The following is an 18839-nucleotide window of genomic DNA, read 5'->3' on the forward strand; positions in this document are numbered from 1 at the left end:
TCTGGATCCGTGATAAGTTATCTCTTGTGCCGCGGGGTGGAGCAGTTCGGTAGCTCGCCGGGCTCATAACCCGGAGGTCGCAGGTTCAAATCCTGTCCCCGCAACAAAAGAAGGCCCGGATCCGCAAGGATCCGGGCCTTCAGCTTTCCCCGGCACCCGCGCTCCGGACTGTCTCGCTCAGTCGTCCCAGCGCCGCAAGGCCCGGTTCACGGTGCTGCTTCAGCCTGGCTTTCACGACGTCCAGCTCGGCGGACGCGCGGTATCCGGACGGCACTCGTGCCGGATTCAGAGCGACCCGGTTCGCCCACTCCGAGATGTCGGGTTCTGCTCCGAACGCCCTCGCCGCCCTCGTTCCCAGGATCGTCATCTCGACCCAGTCCGCCAGCGTGCTCGAGTACGGCGACGGCAGGCACACCCGGTTCTTCTCGTCATCGTCGACACGGGTCGCCTCGACATAGCCGATCATCGCCGCGCCGAAGCACGGGAATCCTGTGCGCGTCGGCTGGGGTCTGATGGCGTCGCCGCCCCAGATCGGCACGGGCGGCCTGCGTCGCAGACCTTCCGCTGCGCAGTGCACGACGACGGCATCCCGCTGAACCGCCTCGATCCCGTCGTCGAACAGCAGTCGTCCGACCTCGACGCGCCGGAGATGCCCGCGGCGCACGACGTTCTCTACGGTGCGCAGCAGCGCCAGCTCCCACATGGCCAGCGTGGGCGTCCGCGCCATCGTGGGCGTCACCGACCGATCGATCCTGAGCAGGACCTCAGCCTCCTCCAGCCGGAGGAACAGATCGTCGAGCGAGGTCGCCAGCCGGGCCGCCTCCATCGTGTCGGCCGCCATCCCCAGCAGGACGACGGGGTCCGGCTGAACCTTCGCACGGTTGAGCATCCACGGGTCGCGTGGGCGCACCCAGCAGATCGCATCGGGTTCGACACCTCGACCGAGCAGCCACACGATCGAGTCCGTCGCGGTCTTGCCCGAGCCGACGATGACGTACTGTCGCGGCGCGGCGTCGAGCTGCGGCAGCTCGTTGACCACGATCACCCGGGCGCCTGCTGCGACGACGAACGGCGGCGGGGACACCGCGGGGATCCTCGGCGCCAGGTACGTCGCATCCACGATCCGGCAGCTGTCGGGCACCGCGAACCCGTCTCCCCCTTCACCGATGGAGACTCGGCCATCGCCGAGGAAGGTGCTGCCACCGAAGAACTCGACTCTGCCGGATGCGAGCATCCGGTCCGCGAGCACGGCGGCGTAGTACGCGCACACCTCATCGCGATCCGCCCGTTCCTGCAGCCCGGCCTCAGGACCTTCGACCTGCAGCCGACCGTCGCCGAGCAGCGTGGACGCCACGCCGTAGAACATCGAGGCCTGGTGGAGCCGCACGAACGGGTACGCGTCGAGCCAGTGACCGCCCGGTGCCGCCCGCCGATCGACGAGCGCCACCCGCACGTCGGCGTGGTCGATCAGCGCGTCGGTGAACGCCATTCCGGCCGCTCCCGCGCCGACCACGAGGTAGTCGACATCCAGCGTCCTGGGCATCTTCTCAGTGAAGCACCGGCACGGTGGCGCGTCCAGGGCATCTGAGACGCGCGAACGCGAATGGGCGCCCCCGCAGGGGCGCCCATTCGATCCGTCGGCTGCCGGCTACTTCGAGGCGGCATCCAGTTCGAGCAGCTTCTGCACGGCCGCAGTGAGGCGCTCGTCGGCCTCGGCGAACTTGGTGAGGTCGCCGGACTTCAGCGCCGCCTCGCGGTCGAGCAGTGCCTGCTGAGCAGCCGCCAGTGCCTCTGCCTCGGCGTCGGTCGGCGTCGCCGGCACCTCGCCGGCGTCCGGATCGGTGGGCTCCTCGGTCCCCGGCTCCGTCGGTTCGACCGTGTCGTCGCCGCCGTCGGCTCCGGCGTCGCCGCCGAACAGCTTGTCCAGCGCCGCCGTCAGGGTGTCCTCGAACGCGACCTCGTCACCGAAGGCGACGAGAACCTTCTGCAGGCGCGGCAGCTTCGTGCCCTCGGAGGACTGCACGTACACCGGCTGCACATAGAGCAGACCGCCGCCGACCGGCAGGGTCAGCAGGTTGCCGTAGAGCACCTGCGATTCGCCCTGCTGGAGCAGGTTGAGCTGCGGTACCACCGCGGTGTCCGAGTTGTACGTGTTCTGCACCTGGCCGGGACCGGGCACTGTGGTGTCGGTGTCGATCTCGAGCATCCGCAGCTGCCCGTAGCCCTCGGCCTTCACGCCGGCTTCTGCCCCGGCATCCGAGTCGACCGCGAGATAGCCCATGAGCACGTCACGGTTGCTCCCCCCCTGCGCCGACGGGATGAAGGTCGAGAACATCGAGAAGCGCGGCGAATCCTGCCCGGGCATCTGCATCGTCAGGTAGTAGGGCGGCTGGAGTTCAGACTCGCTGCGCGGGTCGTTCGGCGTCTGCCAGCGGTTGTCCTGCTGTGCGAAGGAGCCGGCCTTGTCGATGTGGTACGTCCCGAGGATCTCCCGCTGGATCTTGAACAGATCGGTCGGGTACCGCACGTGGCTCATCAGATCGCCGGACATCTCGCTGATCGGCTGCACCGTGGACGGGTAGATCTTCTGCCAGGTCTTGAGGATCGGGTCCTCGGCGTCCCAGGCGTAGAGCGTCACCGAGCCGTCGTAGGCGTCGACCGTCGCCTTGACCGAGTTGCGCACGTAGTTGATCTCGTCGATGGCGAGCGTCGGCGCCTGGACGTTGGAGTCGGCGATGGCATCGGAAAGGCTCACCTTCGACGAGTACGGGTACGTCGAGCTCGTCGTGTAGCCGTCGACGATCCAGACGATCCGGCCGTCGACGACGCTCGGGTACGGGTCGCTGTCCAGTTCGAGGTACGGCGCCACCTTCTGCACGCGGGTCTTCGGGTCGCGGTCGTAGAGGATCTGCGACTCCTCGTTCACGAGGTTCGAGAACAGGATCTGCTCGGACTGGAACTTCAGCGCGTAGAGCAGCTTGGTGAAGGTGTCGCCGATGCGCGGCCCTCCCTCGCCCTCGAAGGTCGTCTTCGTCTCGCTGGAGCCGTCCTTGCCTCGCGGGTAGTCGATCTCGGCCGGCTCGGCGCCATCGGGCGCTCCGACGATCGAGTACTCGGGCGAGGACTCGCCGAAGTAGACGCGCGGCTCGAACTTCTCGTTCTCCGTGAGGAAACCGGCCGAGGGGATGCCCCGCTCGAGGAACACCGGCTCGCCGTCGGAAGTGCGCTGGTTGCCCGCCGCCGCGACGAGGCCATAGCCGTGCGTGTAGACCGCGGCGACGTTGTTCCAGTTGCCACTGTCGACGCCTTCCATGTCGAGGTCGCGGACCGAGACGACCGTGTCCTGCATGACGCCGTCGATCTCGTAGCGGTCGACGTCGAGCGTCTGCTGGAACTGGTAGTAGCCGCGGTACTGCTCGAGCTGACGCACCGTGGGGCTGATCACCTCGGGGTCGACGATGCGGATGGATGCCGTCGTCGCCGCGTCTTCGCGGAGCTGACCGGCCTCGGCGTCGGTCTCGGCCGTGAATGGCGTCGTCTCGAGGTCGGCGACACCGTAGGCTTCTTTGGTGCCGTCGATGTTGCGCTGGTAGAACTCGGCCTGGAGCGAGTTCTGGTTCGGTCCGACCTGGAAGGTGTCGACCGCCCACGGGTAGCCGACGCCCACGACCAGGGATGCCACGATGAGCAGCGCTGTCGCAGCCAGCGGGAACCGCCACCGGCCGATGATCGCGGTGACGAAGAACAGCACGGCGACCAGGGCTGCGAGGATCGCGAGGATCGCGAGACCGGGGATGGTCGCGTTCGCGCCGGTGTACGCGGCGCCGATGATGCGATCGTCTTCGGCGACGAGCGTCAGGTAGCGGTCGAGCCAGAGGCTCACGGCCTGCACCAGCAGGTAGAGACCGGCGAGCACCGCGAGCTGGATGCGCGCCGCCTTCGAGATTCGCAGCTCACCCTGTCCGATGCGCACCGAGCCGTACAGGTACGACACCAGAGCGGTCACGAGAAGACAGAGCAGCAGCACAGCAGAGACGAACGCCAGCAGGATCGAGTAGAACGGCATCGCGAACATGTAGAAGCCGGTGTCCAGGCCGAACTGCGGGTCGACCGCATCGGTGGCGACGCCGTTCGCCCACAGCCACACGGTCTTCCACTGCGCCGCAGCCGAGAATCCGGCGAACAGGCCGAAGAAGATCGGCATGCCCCACATGGCGAGGCGCCGCAGCGGCTCGATGACCTCCTGGTACCTGTCGAGCTGCGAGCTCAGGCGCACGTACACCGGTCGCAGCCGGTACGCGAGCTGGATCGTGAGGAACAGGGGCACAGCCATTCCGAGGAAGCCCGCCGTGAACATCACCGTGGTGGCGATCCACTGCGTGGTCAGCACGTTCGCGAAACCGACCTGGTCGAACCAGAGGAACTCGGTGTACAGCGAGGCGAAGACGAAGAACGCAGCGATGATCGCGGCGATGATCACCACCGAGATGGTGAAGATCCGTCGGGACGTTCGGGGCGTGGCCGGATTCGGCGCGGAGGTCGTGGTCACCGTCCCATCCTAGGCACGCCTCACTATGGGCGGGCTGTCATCCCGGTCACGGCGTGGTCACGGGACCTCGCAGGTGGGCAGCGAATCCACGTCGCCGCCGCCGGCGATCACCGCCAGCGCCTCGAGGGAATCGTCGAGCGTCGCGGTGCGGATCACCTGCAGCCCGCTGGGCACGTGGTCGACGACGTCGTCGCAGTTGGCCTCGGGAGCGAGGAAGTACTCCGCCCCGGCGTCGCGCGCGCCGTAGAGCTTCTGCCGGATGCCGCCGATCGGGCCGACCGTGCCGTCGGCCTCGATGGTCCCGGTGCCGGCGATGTCCTCTCCCCCGTTGAGCTCGCCGGGGGTCAACGTGTCGATGATGCCGAGGGCGAACATCATCCCGGCGCTGGGACCGCCGACGTTGTCGAGCTGGATGGCGACCTCGAACGGGAAGTCGTATTCGGTCTTCAGGGAGATCCCGATCACCCACGTCGTGTTCTCGCCCTCGGTGCGCTTCTCCGGGGTGAGGGCGACCGATCGCTCCTCCCCGCCGCGGAGCACCGTGAGCTCGACGGGTTCACCCTCGGCATCCTGGATAGCCTGGCGCAGCACCTTCGCGGAGGTGACCGCCTCCCCGCCGATCGCGGTGATCACGTCATCCGGCTCGAGCACCCCGTCGGCGGGGGTGCCCTCGACCGCTTCGACGACGTGGACGCTCGCACCGGTGTCGTAGCCCAGTTCGCCCAGTGCCGCGGCCGTCGCCTCGTGCTGCGAGTCGACCATCAGCACGGCGTTGTGCTCGTCGCGCTGCTCGCTGCTGACGCCCTCGGGGAACACCGAGTCCAGCGGCACGACGGCGCGCGACGAGTCCGTCCACGCCAGCGCCAGTTCGAACCAGCTGGGGGTGCGCTCGCGATTGCCGATGACCTGCACCGTCGTGAGGTCGAGAGTTCCCGCGGTCTCGAAGGTCTCGGCACCGTCGATCCGGATGAGCGGAACCTGCTCGCCGTCCTTGCCGGCAGCCGTCCCGAGGGTGTCGTAGACCGGCCCAGGGCGCTGGATCACGTAGGGCGTGGGCAGGAAGGTCAGCACGACCAGCGCGACGAGCGCGACGATCAAGGCCCAGACACCCAGTCCGGGCTTCGCAGACCGGAATCTGTCCACAGTGATCCTCCGTCGTTCGCGGGCGGCGTACAGCGATCTGCCCGCGTCGGGGTCACGTGCAGAAACCTGCAACTAGCGTAGATGCCACGGCTATCGGCGTGCTGAGAGGGCGAGCGACATGGCAGACAACGACCCCACCCCCGAGGACTTCCAGGAGTTCCTCCGACGGATGCTGTCCGGCCAGGGTGCCGGCGACATCGACCCGGAGGCGCTGCAGGGCGCCTTCGCCGGCATGGAGGGCCTGCAACTGGACCCGGCGATGATGTCGACGATCATGTCGCAACTGCAGGGGGCATTCGGCGGCGACGCGTGGGAGAACGCGCTGCGTCAGGCTCTGCACATCGCGAACCGCGACGGCCAGGGCGTCACCGATGGCTCGCGCACCTCGCTCGTCGACGCGTTCGCCCTGGCGAACCTGTGGCTCGGCGAGGCGACGACGATCTCGGAACTCGCGGAGGCGCCGAAGGCGATGACCCGCGGTGAGTGGGTCGAGGCGACACTGCCGGTGTGGAAGGAGATCGCCGACCCGGTGTCGACGAGCATCGCCGACGCCCTCACCACGGCGCTCGACACGCAGGTGCCCGAGGAGATGCGCGGTCTCGTGCAGGGGGCGGGCAAGCTCATGCGCGGTCTCGGCGGCTCGGTGTTCGCCGCCCAGTTCGGCCAGGTGCTCGGCAACCTGTCGCTCGAGGTCGTCTCGGGCGGCGACGTCGGCATTCCGGTGCTGCCGGCCGGCACCGCAGCGGTGATCCCGCAGAATCTCACCGCTTTCGGCGAGGGGCTCGAGATCCCCGAGGATCAGATCGCGCTGTATCTCGCGACGCGGGAGCTCGCCCACGCACGCCTGTACCGCCATGCGAAATGGCTCCACCTGCACGTGATGGCTCAGATCACCGATTTCGCTCGCGGTGTCACCGTCGACGTCGACGCGCTGGAAGACGTCGCCAGCCGGCTCGACCCATCGAATCCCGAGGAACTGCGCGCCGCCATCGAAGGCGGCGCGCTGCTGCCCACGCAGACCGAGGCACAGCGTGAGGCGCTGACCCGGCTGGAGAATCTCGTCGCGACCATCGACGGCTGGGTCGACGTGGTCACAGCCCAGGCGACCTCGCGTCTTCCCGACGGCGCCCGCCTCGCCGAGGCTGCTCGTCGCCGTCGCGCGGTCGGCGGCCCGGCCGAGGACGCCCTCGGTGCACTGGTCGGGCTGAAGCTGCGGCCGCGACGGATGCGCGAGGCGGTCGCCATGTGGCAGGCCGTTACGGATGCCGTCGGCACGGCCGCTCGTGACTCGCTCTGGGACTACCCCGATCTCATGCCCACGGCCGAGGACATCGACGACCCCAGCGCGCTGGTGGCCCGGCTGCAGGCGGTCGCCCGCGGTGAGGAGCCGGCAGCCGACGAGTTCGACGAGGCACTCGCGCGTCTGCTCGACGGCGATGACTTCACCGGCGATACGGAAGCGGAACCGGGATCCGAGGGCACCGCGGACCCGGGAGGTTCCGGCGAGGACACGCCAGAGGACGAGCACGGGAACGGCGGGGAAAGGCCGGTCTGAACGGGGACTCTCCACTCGTCCTCCCCAGAGCGGGAGCGGCGGCAAGTTGTCCACGGATGGCTGTTCTGCGTCCTGCGCCTGCTCGCAGGTCGTGAGAATCGGGGTATGTCCCCGCTCACCCCGAAGACGATCACCCGCCTCGATCCGTCTGCTCCTCTGCTCTGGCGCGACGAGCGGACGCTGCAACTCGGCGTCGAGGGGAATGTGCGCATCGAGGTGGTCGGCATCTGGGTCGAAGCGCTGCTCGCGAGGATGTGCGCCGGGTTCCAGCGCCGCGCCTTCGACGTGATCGCGCACGCCGCCGGGGCGCCACGGGACGAGGCGCGGATGCTGCTGCGACGCCTGCACCCGCTCCTCATCGACGATCCAGCGACTCCACCGGAAGTCTGGGTGGAGGGCATCAACATCACCGACGCCCGCTGCGATCATCGGATGCGGGATGCTCTCGGCGACGAGGGGCTGTCGTTCGGGGTGCGTGGCGATCCGGATGCCGTCGGCGTCATCCTCGTGGAGGGAGCGGCGGCCGCGCTCCAGCTCGCTCCGTACCTGAGCGCGGACATCCCGCATCTGCCGGTGTCGTTCGAGAGGGGTCGGGTGACCGTCGGGCCGCTGGTGCTGCCCGGCGTCACGCCGTGCCTGTCGTGCCGCGACGGCCATGAGCGCGATCGCGATCCGGCCTGGCCTCGGCTGCACGCCCAGTTGATCGGCCGCGACTGCGGCCCCATCCCCGCCGTGCGCGTCGCGGAGGCCGCTGCTCTCGTCTCCCGCATCCTGTCATCGCCCGAGGGCGACTCCTCACCGACCGCTCAGGTCACTGCGGACGGCGCCCGCGAGTGGAGTTCGGTGACGTTTCACGAAGAATGCCGGTGCCGCGAGCGGTCGTTCCCATCTCAGCGAGAAAACGCGATGGCGCCCTCTCCCCTCGTCCTGCCGCTCGCGACCACGACAGCGACAGCGTTCGCGCAGCCCGCGTGACCCCGACATAGGCGAGACGCCGCTCTTCGTCGACGGCCTCGAACGTCGTCGCATACGAGATCGGCAGCGCGCCCTCCGCCCATCCGGCGAGGTGCACGTGCGGCCACTCGAGCCCCTTCGCGGCGTGCAACGTCGACAGCGTCACGGTGTGCATCGTGGGCTCGTGCTGATCCTTCGCCCTCGCCATCAGGGCATCGCTGAAGGAGCGCAGATTCGCGTCCGGACCCGCCTCCTCCGCCAGCCGGAGGATCGCGCGGCGCGCCTCCCAGCCGTCGCGCTGTGCCCCTCCGGCAGCGGGCGGCTCCTCGGTGAGGCCGAGTTCGCGGAGCACCTTCTCGACGTTCCCGAGGAAGTCCCGCTCGGTCGGCGCGACCGCTGCTCCTCGGAGCGCAAGGATGGCCTGCCGCACCTCGGGCATCGCGAAGAATCGCGTTCCTCCGAGGACCGTCGTCGGAATGCCCGCCGCCCCCAGTGCCTGCTGCAGGGCTGCGGACTGGGCATGCGCCCGGTAGAGCACTGCGATGTCCGCCGGTGACGCACCGCCGGCGATCCTTGCGGCGATCGCCGCAGCAACTCCGGTGGCCTCCTCCGTCTCGGTGTCGTAGGCCGTGACCGTCGGAGCGTCGGCGGTGAACGAGTCCCGAGCGGGGACGAGCTCCAAGGCTCCGGGGCGGCCGCGCATCAGCGCGTTGGCCGCCGTGAGGATCGGCGGCTGCGAACGGTAGTTGGTCTCCAGGCGCACCACGGTCGCGTCCGGATATCGCCGGCCGAACTCCAGCAGGAAGCGCTGCTCGGCGCCGGCGAAGGAGTAGATCGTCTGACTCGCGTCTCCCACCACGCAGAGGTCGCGCCGGTCCCCCAGCCACAGTTCCAGGAGCCGATTCTGCAGCGGGGACACGTCCTGATACTCGTCGACCGTGAAGTGGCGATACTGCTCGTGGACGGATGCCGCGACGCGCGGCTCCGCCTCCAGCATCCCTGCGCACGCCAGCAGCACGTCCTCGAAGTCGAGCTGACGCCGCTCGTCCTTCAGCACCTCGTACGCGCGCTGCAACTCCGCTAGCTGAGTCGCGTCCACGCCGTTCACGGTGCGCCCGAGCGCCGCGTGCTGCTCGATGGAGAGCATCGAGACTTTGCGCCACTCGATCTCCGAGGCGATGTCCCGAAGCGTGGCGGTGTTGGGTCGCATCCGGAGGCCGTCGGCCGCCTGGCCGAGCAGCCGCACCTTGTTGTCGATGATCGACGGGGCGGGTGAACCCGCCAGGGTCGGCCAGAAGAAGTTGAGCTGCGCGAGGGCGGTGGCGTGGAACGTGCGGGCGGCGACGCCCTCGACCCCGAGTGCGCGCAGCCGACCTCGGAGCTCACCGGCGGCCTTCGCCGTGAATGTCACCGCCATCACGCGCGACGGCGAGTACGTGCCGGTGTCGACGCCGTGCGCGATCCGGTGCGTGATCACCCGGGTCTTTCCGGTTCCGGCTCCGGCGAGGACCGCGACGGGGCCGCGCAGCACAGACGCCGCCTCACGCTGCCGTGCATCGAGAGCCGCCAGAGCTCCGCCGACGGCCTCGGGTTCGCTCACGTCCGATCCTCGTACCAGTCGCGGATCAGCGCCCGGGCGATCGAAGCCGAACCGGGCAACCCGACAGGTCCCCTGCCCTCGAGCGCCGAACCGATCTCTGCCCGGGTGAACCAGCGGACGTCGATGATCTCCTCACCGTCGGCGCGTGCGACGGACTCGTCCTCGACGACCGCGCGGAAGCCGATCATCAGCGAACGCGGATACGGCCACGATTGCGAGGAGATGTAGCGGATCGCGGTGAGGCGCACGCCCGCCTCCTCTTCGATCTCCCGGTGAACGACCTGCTCCAGGGACTCTCCGGCCTCGGCGAACCCCGCGAAGCAGGAGTACATGCGGCCGCCCCAGTTCGCGTTGGCTCCGAGCAGCAGCCTCTCGCCGTCCACGCTCTCGACGGCGACGATCACGGCCGGATCGGTGCGCGGGAAATGCTCCCGGCCGCAGGATCGGCACCGACGAGACCAGCCGGCCTGGATCACGTCGGTGGCGTTTCCGCAGGCGGGGCAGAAAGGCGCATCCCGCAGCCACCCGGCGAGCGCGACCGCTTCGACCAGGAGTGCGACGTCAGCCGCATGGAGCCGTCCGGCGATGTCCCGCAGACCCAGCCAGGTCTCCTCGGGCGCGGCGTCGATCGTTGCGGAGTCATCGGCGGTGGCGGCGAGCAGCACCGCTGCTCCGGCATCGTCGCGGCCGAGAAGCGCCCAGGTGGCGTCTCCGACCTCGGCCGGCGCAGCCAGCACGAGAGTGGGCGCCGGCTCTTCCGAAGGCGCGGCGCCGGCGGGAGGAGCATCGGGAAGGGCCACGCGAACACGGCCGTCGCGCACCACGAGCACCCGCGTGTTCGCGTCCGCGCGCAGACGATCGATGACGTCGGTCTCGGTGCGGATCTCGGCCGCACGGTCGAGGGTCGGACCCTGGATGATCATCGACTCCCTCTCTCACGGGCGTGGCGAGGGCGGGACCGCCCCTGCACCGACCTACCCTGGGGGCATGGCACGCTCTCCTTTCACTCTAGCCGCGGCGGTGACGGCCGCATTGCCCGGGGCGGACGTGACGGGTGCACGCCCGCTGACCGCCGACGGCGACGCCCGTTTCGACTCCGCTGTCGTCACGCTCGGCGACCGGCGCGAACTCGCGATCCGCGTGGCGGACGACGACGAGACCGCGCGCGAACTCGCCGCCGAGGCGATCGCGCTGCGTGCCCTCACCGCAGGGGCCCGCGCCATGCTGCCCTTCCGGGCGCCGGAGTACATCGGCGAGACGCGTGTCGGTGATGGCCGCGCGCTCGTCACCGAGCTGCTTCCGGGGTTCCAGATCGAGGCCCCGCAGGTTCCTGGCGGCCCGGGTGCGGCCGAGTCGATGGGTGCCGCGATCGCCGCCGTCCACGGGATGCCGGTCTCGGTCGTCCGCGGCGCCGGCCTGTCCACGCGTTCCGCGGAGGAGGGCCGTGATGAAGTGCGCCGGCTCGTGGACACCGCGGCCGCGACCGGGCGGGTGCCCGCGAGGCTCACGGTGCGCTGGCGGGAGGCCGTCGCCGACGACGATCTGTGGCGGTTCGAGGCCACGGTCGTGCTCGGCGGATTGCAGTCGACGTCGTTCCTGTTCGAGGACGACCCTGAACTCGGGCCGCGGGTCACCGGACTGGTCGGCTGGCACGGGTTGTCGGTCGGGGATCCGGCCGTCGACCTGGCGTGGCTCTCGGCCGCGCCGGAAGCGGCCGCCGATGTGCACGCCTCGTATGCGCGTGCCGCGGGACGGGTGCCCGATTCTTCGCTCGAGGTGCGGGCGCGCCTGCTCGCAGAGCTGGAGTTCGCGCGCTGGCTCGCCCATGGAGACTCTCTGCGCCGTGCGGACATCGTCGATGATGCGGCCGCTCTCCTGGAGGCCCTCGCCGCCGGTCTCCGCGACGACGACAGAAGTGTGATCGCGGCGCGGAGCGAGGGCGTGGACTCGGCGCTCGACGCCCTCGACCGCGTCCCCGCCGCGGCGGCCGTCGCCGTCGACACCTCGATGCAGACCGACGCCTACAACCCCGACGACCTCTGGCACGATCCGGATGCGACGGGTTCGATCCCTCCTCTCGACGGATCCCCTGCGACCGAGGACGCATCGGATGCGCCCGCTGATCGGAGAGCTGAGATGCCGAACGTCGAAACCGAGGATCTGTCGGACGTCGTTGATTCAGGACTGTTCCGGATGGAGGACGTCGATCAGGCAGCTCCTGAGCGCGACGACCACGATCGCTCCACGGCCACCGGCGATTCGGACGAGGCTCAACGTGCCGCTCGAGCCGCGCTCCAGCGCTGGAAGAGTTCCTCCTCCGAGTAGATCCGGTCCCCGCGGATGACGAGATCGTCGGCCACGTAGTACAGCGCGACGTCGATCTCGTCGAGCGGCACCCCGAACCGGCGGTGGTAGGCAAGCCGGTAGAGGGCGAGCTGGAGCATCCGCTCCTCACGCTCCTCGGCGGTGCGCGGCGCCTTGCCGGTCTTCCAATCCACGATCTCGATCCGGTCGCCGCGGTCATCGCGGCGATAGACGGCGTCGAGCTTGCAGATGACGATATGCCTCTCGTCGCTCACGCCTGTGCCCCCGAGCGCGAAGTCGATCTCGATCTCGACAGCGATCGGCTGCAGCGCACCCCACTCGCTGCGTTCGAAGGTGTCGCGCAACTCCGCCAGGGCCGTTTCGTCGGCCCTGGCGACATCGTCGAGCTGCGCCTCGTCGTCATCGATCTCCCACAGGCCGTCGTCGAGCGAGGAGTCGGCGCCTACGAGCCCGGAGCGGTGCTCCACCCAGGAGTGGAACAGTGTTCCTATCCGGGTCTGCGTGTACGGGCGCTCCGGCATCGGCCGCGCGATCGTGCGGGCGGTCCCGGCGAAGTCGCCGATGTAGTCCTTGAATCGCGACGCCGGAACCCGGGTCGGCACATGAGCGATGATCCCCCGTTGTCGTTCGGCGCGCTCCGCGAGAAGGCTCTCGAGCTCGCGCGTCGCCTGCGGTGACGTGGTGGATGCCATCGCCGCTCGCACCTCCTCGGCCGCGCGCGACACGACGCCCCGGCGTCCGCCCAGAGGATCCCGGGGCCAGGACGTGGTGCGTGAGGCGCCTTCGTACGGGTTCTCGTCCGGATCGACGTCGCCGATGGCGTCGAGTCCGCGGATCTCGATGGCCTCCAGGAGGTAAGGGCTGGGTGTGCGCGGCTTCTTCTGCCCCGCCCAGTGCGCCCCACTGAGCAGCAGATGGGTGCGGGCCCTGGTGACGGCCACGTAGGCCAGCCGCCGCTCCTCCTGCTGCTGGTAGTCGCGGTACTCGGACTTGAACCGCTCGAGAGCGCCACCGAACGGATAGGCCTTCGTCCGCCCGCTGCCCAGAGCATCGAGCGCGGCCTTGTGGCGCTTCTTCGGATCGTCGCCAGCCGCGGCCATCTCCGCCGCCGGATCCCAGGAGAAAACAGGCAAGGCCGTGCGGTCGCCGCGGAGCGCGAACGGAAGCATCCCGAAGCCGAACCAGCCGGCCGTCTCCTTCGGTGTGCCGGGCAGTTCGTCGTCGACCAGGCGGACCACGGCCACAGCATCCCACTCCAGGCCCTTCGAACCGTGGATCGTGAGCAGTTGCACGACCCCGGGTTCCGGCGGCTCCGTCCGCGGCATCAGCTCGTCCGTGCGCTCGGCCTTGTCAAGCCAGGCCAGCAGGCTCCCGATAGTGCCGCGCTCGTCGGCCGTGAGAAAGGCGCGCACCTCATCGGTGAAGGCACGCAGCTGCGTCGACGCCGTGCGCGCCGGTCCCCTGGTCTCGTTCGTCGCCAGTTCGATGTCGAGGCGCAGCTCGGTCTCGATCAGGCGGATCAGCTCGGGGATGGGCTGCGTGGACGCCCGGCGCAGCCGCTCCAGCATCTCTCCCGCCTCGCGCAGGCGCGCGCGTCCAGCCGGGGTGATCGCATCGAGCATCCGGTAGCCGTCGTCGATGCCGCGCACGAAATCGACGGCATCGACGATCGACACGGCCTCGTCCGCGCCCTGCGAGGACCGCAGCCGCGCCTGCACCTCGTCGGAGAGCGGGGTGAGCGAGCCGTCACGCTTGGCGAGGGTCGTCGCGAGGTCGTACAGCGCCGCCATGTCGGCGACGCCGACCGCGAAGCGCGGTCCGACGAGCAGGCGGATCAGCGCGGACCCGGCGGTCGGGTCATGGATCACCCGCAGAGCGGAGACGACATCGACGACCTCGGGCGTCGACAGGAGTCCGCCGAGTCCCAGGATGCGATGCGGGATGCCGCGGCGGCCGAGGGCTGAGGCGAACGTCTGCATGTGCTTCTTGGACCGGAACAGGATCGCGCCGCTCGATGCGCCATCCGCCGCGTCACGGCGATCGGCGAACCAGGTCGCGACCTCGTCGGCTTCGTCCTCCACCGTGAGCGCGAAGCGCACGTCCACGGCGCCTTCGCCGGCTCCCGGCCGCGGTTCCAGCTCGGGCACGCTGAGCTCGGCCCGCTGCAGCGGCAGCAGAACGCGATTGGCGACGTCGAGGATGCTGCGGTCGTTGCGCCAGCTCGTCATCAGACTGTAGTTGGCAGCCGGCTGTGCGCGGGCGAACTCGCGGCCGAAGGCATAGAGGTTGTCGGCGCTGGCACCGCGCCATCCGTAGATCGACTGGTGCGGGTCTCCGACCGCCATCACCGCGGTGTCGTGGAACAGTGCGGCGAGGAATCGCGTCTGGATGACGGACGTGTCCTGGTACTCGTCGAGCAGCACCACCCGGTACTGCTCCCGCAGTGCTTCGCGCACGTCGGCCGAGCCCTCGACGATGTCGAAGGCGCCGCTGACCTGGTCTGCGAAGTCGAGCACGCCACGACGGGACTTCTCGGCGACGTACTCGGCGACGAGCCGGGTGAGGACCGGCATGTTCTCCAGGTTCGCCGCCGCAGTCTCCACGATCGCCCGCTCCCGGTATGGCCGGAACGCCTCGGCCTGAGCGCTGGCGATCCTCTCGATGTCCGCGACGTCGGCCCGATGGTCGAGGGCGTCGCCGGCGAGGCGCTGCACGGCATCGATCACTCCGGACGGCGATCGCTCGATCTCCTCCAGATCGGGGTCCTGCGATCGGTGGACGACCGTGCGGGCGAGCAGCCACGATGCCGACTGGCTGAGCATCGCGGCATCCGGGTCGCGGCCGATCCGCGCCGCGTGCTCGCGCACCAGCGAGTCGGCGAACGCGTTGTAGGTCGACACCCGCGGGCGGATCATGATGTCCTCCGCGGGACGCGGGGCCGACGGGTCCCAGCCGGTGCCGAAGCGCACGGCGAGCTCGTCGAGAACAGTCGAGCGCACCAGTTCGCGCTGACGCCCGGCGGTTGCTGCCTCGACCCGCTCCAGCGCGCCGCTGCGCACGATCTCGGCAAGATGCGGAAGGAGACCGCGCCGCCCGTACTCGTCGACCAGCGCGAGGCGCGTTCCGATGCGCTCGGCGAGCTCACCGGCCGCCTTGCGTGTGAAGGTCAGCCCCAGGACCTCGTCTCGGCGGACATGGCCGTTCGCGACGAGCCAGACCACCCGCCCCGACATCGTCTCCGTCTTGCCCGATCCGGCGCCGGCGACCACCAGCGCGGGGCCCGGCGGCGCTTCGATGACGCGCTGCTGGGCGGCCGTGGGCGGCGGCTGGCCGAGAGCCGCGGCGATCTCGATGGCGGTGAGCGCGAGCGCACCCGTCCAGACGGTCACGAACTCACCGCCTCGACGGTGTGGATGCGGCACGGCTTGACGTACACCTGGGTGTCCTCGCAGTGCGCCTGCGCCTGGGCGGTGAAGCTGCTCGCCGCCATGCCTCTGCCCGCGTCGGCGACCCGGCGGAGGAACGCCGCGCGCTGCTCGTCGCCGAGCGTGTGCTGATGCGCCACCCGGTAGTCGCTCTTGCCGACGGTCTTCGACACGATCACGAGGCGCGCCCCGACCAGCGCGTCGGCGTTGGCGCCGTCGACGAGTCCCTCCTGCACAGCCACCTGGTAGGCCGCGAGCTGCGCGTGCTCGAGGACGGCCGACTCCGTGTCCGGCTCGTATTTCCCGCTCTTCAGGTCGACCACCACAACACGCTCTCCGCTTGCGCCGTCCGACATCTCCGTCCAGCGCTGCCCCCGCGCGGGGCGGTGCTCGCCGGCGCCCGCGGAATAGACCTCGACCCGGTCGATCACGCCGCTCACGAGCGCCCGCCCCGCCGGAGCCGCGCCGTCTGCGGGGACGACGACCACGTCGTCGACGTCGTCGGACAGCCCGACCGCGAAGCGGAACGCCGCTTCTGATCCGACCACACGCCCGCCGTCCCGGGACACCTCGCTCAGGTACGCCTGCATCCGGTCGACGTAGAGATCGGCGCGGCGTCTCTCCTTGCGCCCGATCCAGGCGGTCTCGAAGTCGAGTTCGGGCCATCGTTCTGCGACGATCTCGCGCAGTTTCTCGATCCCGCCCTCGGGCGCGCGCTCCATCGCGGCGTGCAGGATCGTGCCGATGCCCGCCGACGGCGCCACCACCGTGTCACCGCCGAGCGCCGACACCACCCAGCCGAGGCCGCACTCCTCGTAGGCCTCCAGCCGCGATGGGGAGACGCGGACGCCGGCGTTGTCGAGGTCGCGCAGCGGCGCGGTGCTGGACGGCTCGCGCACCCCGTACCAGGTGGACGGGTCGGCGCCGGGCACACCCGCCTCGGCGAGCAGCCGCAACTGGCCGGCCGCGTCAGCACGGGCGTGCGCGTCGTCGGAGCTGGTGAGCGTGCGCCGGTGCCGGGCGACGAGGCCGCGGAGCGTGAGCGGGTAGGCCATGCGGTCACCTGCATCAGGGCGGGGTTCCGGGAGGAAGCCGAACAGGGCGCTCGGCGACGAATCGTCGTCGTCGACAGCGGTGACGAGCAGCAGCCGGCGAGACCGGGAGAGGGCGCGCACGAACAGGCGCAGCTCGTCGTGCAGCACGGTGCGGCGCCGGCCTTGCGTGTCGGGCTCATCCAGCCGATGGCCACTTCGGGCCGCCGCGATCGTGTCGGCGAGACGCCAGGTGTCGAGCATCCCGCCGCGCAGCCGAACATTCGGCCAGACGCCGTCCTGGACACCGGCGATGACGACGGCATCGAACTCGGTGCCGAGAGCCGTGGCGGGTGTCAGCAGCGTCACCGTTCCCGGGCGTTCAGGGGACGAGAGCGTGTCTTCCGGCACCTCGCTGTCGAGGATGTCGGAGATGAATCGCGCAGGTCCCCCCTCTTGCACGCGCTCCACGGAGCGCTTGGCCGCGTCGAACAGAGCGACGAGCGCATCGAGCCGTCGTCCGGCCTCGGCGCCACCCGGTGCATCGGACGCCTCCCGCCAGGCGTCGTCGAGGCGGCGTCCGCCCGGCGCCCTGGCCGCGTCCCACACCCGCCAGAGCAGCTCGTGGATGGTCTCCCCCGTCGCAGCGGCGTCGGAGACGTCCTGCAGCAGCGAGCCGAAACGCGCGGCGGTGCGCGCCTCCGGCGTGTCCAGCAGGTCGAGAGTCGCCGGCTCCGCCAGAGCGACTCTCAGCAGCTCGCGCGCCGGTGCCGAGCCCCCGTTCTCCAGCTCGCGATGCCGGAGGCCCGCGCGGAGCCGGCGGAGTCCGACGCCGTCGAGGCCGCCGAAGGGCGTGCGCAGCGCCTCGGCGAGAGCATCCGCCTCCCGTTCGGCCACGGGCGTCGCGGCGAGGCGCACGATGCCGAGGATGTCGCGCACGACCTGCTCGCTGCCCAGAGGCCGCTGCACGCCGGCGGAGCGCGTCGGCACCTCTCGCGCCGCCAGTTCGACGTCGAAGTTCACCACCTGCCGGGTGTCGTGTGCGAGCACCGCCATCCGGTCCCACGGGATCCCCTGCTCGAGGTGCCAGTCGCGGAGTACGGCCGCGATGCGGTCGATCTCCTCGTGAGGCGACGGGGCGAGGAAGGTCGTGATGCCGTCGTCCTGTGCCTGCTCGTCTCGGGGCGCCGGTGCGCGCCGGTGCTCGACCCGGCCTGCGACGCCGATCGCCTGTGTCACCCTCCGGGTCAGATCGGTGAGCGCGGGCGTCTGCCGGTGCGGCTCGTCGAGGACGAACAGATCGCCGAGAACGACAGCCAGCCGGGCGAACAGCTCGGGGCTCGCACCGCGGAACGCACCTGAGGAGATGTCGGGATCCCCGAAGGCGAGCACCGCGATCCCGCGATCGCGCAGCGCCTGCACGATCGCGATGCCGCCGGAGGTGAGCTCCTGGGCGTCATCGATGAGCACCGTCCGCAGTTCGCCGAGCGCCCCGAGGGACGGCGTGTCGGCTGCGCGCAGCAGAGCAGCCGCCTCGCTGAGCAGGTCGGCCGCATCGCGATGCGCGGAGCGGAACTGGTCGAGCACCCCCCGGTACTCGATGAGGAAGTCCGCGACGGCGCGCCAGGCGTCGCGGTCCGATGCCCTCAGTTCCTCCGGAGACACCCCGAGCTCGGCGCATTCGGCGATGAACGCGCGCAGTTCCGAACGGAAGTCCTTCGAGGCGCGGACCATGGCACTGAGCTGAGACGGCCAGCGCTCGACGCCGTCATCCTCGTCGCTCTCGTGACCGGCGAGGAGTTCGGCGATGATGCGATCCTGATCGGCTCCGGTGAGCAGCGCCGGAGGTTCGTCGCCCTGCTGCACCATCGCACCGCGCACCAGCTGGAAGGCGAAGGAGCCGAGGGATCGCGCCAGCGGCCCGGGAGTCGCCTGGTCGATGCGCACGCCGATGCGATCGCGCAGCATCGTCGCGGCCTTCCGGTTCGGAGTGAGCACCAGCACCTCCGCGGGCCGCAGGCCAGAGTCGAGCAGATGCACGACGCGATCGGTGAGGGTGCGGGTCTTGCCCGTTCCGGGCGCTCCGATGATCACGCCGGATGCGGTCGCAGGAGCGCCGATGACGGCTCGCTGCGCAGCATCCGGTGTCATGATCTCCACGCTAGCGGGGCGCGCGGACATCGCTCCTCCCCCCGCGTTCGCGGGCCTGTGCGCTCACGGCGAAACCGGCCGCTGCGGCCGATCCGCGCCCACAGCG

At 70.1% G+C, this 18839-nt stretch carries 9 protein-coding genes and 1 tRNA gene; 3 read left to right on the forward strand and 7 right to left on the reverse strand.

Annotation, left to right across the window (positions count from 1 at the left end):
* Positions 1 to 30 precede the first annotated feature (30 nt).
* Positions 31 to 104, forward strand: a tRNA-Met gene (locus CUR96_RS05515).
* Between the two features lie 35 nt (positions 105 to 139).
* Here the strand turns inward: CUR96_RS05515 and CUR96_RS05520 are convergent.
* The 3 genes from CUR96_RS05520 to CUR96_RS05530 all read right to left on the reverse strand — a co-directional run bounded on the left by CUR96_RS05520 (position 140) and on the right by CUR96_RS05530 (position 5692).
* Entirely contained in the window at positions 140 to 1543 is a 1404-nt protein-coding gene (locus CUR96_RS05520) for an NAD(P)-binding protein (protein ID WP_102192302.1), read from the reverse strand.
* Positions 1544 to 1648: 105 nt separating this feature from the next.
* Positions 1649 to 4549 (reverse strand): UPF0182 family membrane protein, encoded by a 2901-nt coding sequence (locus CUR96_RS05525; RefSeq protein WP_102192303.1) that lies wholly within the window; start codon positions 4547 to 4549, stop codon positions 1649 to 1651.
* A gap of 57 nt (positions 4550 to 4606) precedes the next feature.
* The gene (locus tag CUR96_RS05530) at positions 4607 to 5692 is read right to left on the reverse strand and encodes a YlbL family protein (RefSeq protein WP_102192304.1); all 1086 of its coding nucleotides are present in this window, start codon (positions 5690 to 5692) and stop codon (positions 4607 to 4609) included.
* Positions 5693 to 5810: 118 nt separating this feature from the next.
* On the opposite strand from CUR96_RS05530, the gene CUR96_RS05535 reads away from it, so the two are divergent.
* A complete protein-coding gene (locus CUR96_RS05535) occupies positions 5811 to 7247 on the forward strand; it encodes a zinc-dependent metalloprotease (RefSeq protein ID WP_102192305.1) in 1437 nt (478 codons plus the stop codon).
* A gap of 811 nt (positions 7248 to 8058) precedes the next feature.
* Here CUR96_RS05535 and CUR96_RS05540 read toward each other — a convergent pair.
* Positions 8059 to 9801, reverse strand: a complete 1743-nt coding sequence (locus CUR96_RS05540; protein ID WP_180968951.1) for an ATP-dependent helicase — start codon at positions 9799 to 9801, stop codon at positions 8059 to 8061.
* A complete protein-coding gene (gene nudC / locus CUR96_RS05545; RefSeq protein ID WP_102192306.1) occupies positions 9798 to 10724 on the reverse strand; it encodes an NAD(+) diphosphatase in 927 nt (308 codons plus the stop codon). Before nudC ends, CUR96_RS05540 begins: the two co-directional genes overlap by 4 nt.
* A gap of 64 nt (positions 10725 to 10788) precedes the next feature.
* On the opposite strand from nudC, the gene CUR96_RS05550 reads away from it, so the two are divergent.
* Complete coding sequence (locus tag CUR96_RS05550) at positions 10789 to 12126, forward strand: phosphotransferase (RefSeq protein ID WP_245861091.1); 1338 nt, start codon at positions 10789 to 10791, stop codon at positions 12124 to 12126.
* Here the strand turns inward: CUR96_RS05550 and CUR96_RS05555 are convergent.
* Positions 12072 to 15515 (reverse strand): ATP-dependent DNA helicase, encoded by a 3444-nt coding sequence (locus CUR96_RS05555; protein ID WP_180968952.1) that lies wholly within the window; start codon positions 15513 to 15515, stop codon positions 12072 to 12074. The two genes, CUR96_RS05550 and CUR96_RS05555, sit on opposite strands and share 55 nt — an antisense overlap.
* Positions 15512 to 18733, reverse strand: a complete 3222-nt coding sequence (locus CUR96_RS05560) for an ATP-dependent helicase (RefSeq protein WP_102192542.1) — start codon at positions 18731 to 18733, stop codon at positions 15512 to 15514. Before CUR96_RS05560 ends, CUR96_RS05555 begins: the two co-directional genes overlap by 4 nt.
* Between the last annotated feature and the right edge of the window lie 106 nt (positions 18734 to 18839).

Source organism: Microbacterium aurantiacum (assembly GCF_002872075.1).
GTDB classification, from domain to species: Bacteria; Actinomycetota; Actinomycetes; order Actinomycetales; family Microbacteriaceae; genus Microbacterium; species Microbacterium aurantiacum_A.

Coding starts and splice junctions, on each gene's coding strand:
- nudC (WP_102192306.1), bottom strand. CDS start 10,724: ATGATCATCCAGGGTCCGACCCTCGACCGTGCGGCCGAGATCCGCACC.
- CUR96_RS05550 (WP_245861091.1), top strand. CDS start 10,789: ATGGCACGCTCTCCTTTCACTCTAGCCGCGGCGGTGACGGCCGCATTG.
- CUR96_RS05520 (WP_102192302.1), bottom strand. CDS start 1,543: ATGCCCAGGACGCTGGATGTCGACTACCTCGTGGTCGGCGCGGGAGCG.
- CUR96_RS05535 (WP_102192305.1), top strand. CDS start 5,811: ATGGCAGACAACGACCCCACCCCCGAGGACTTCCAGGAGTTCCTCCGA.
- CUR96_RS05560 (WP_102192542.1), bottom strand. CDS start 18,733: ATGACACCGGATGCTGCGCAGCGAGCCGTCATCGGCGCTCCTGCGACC.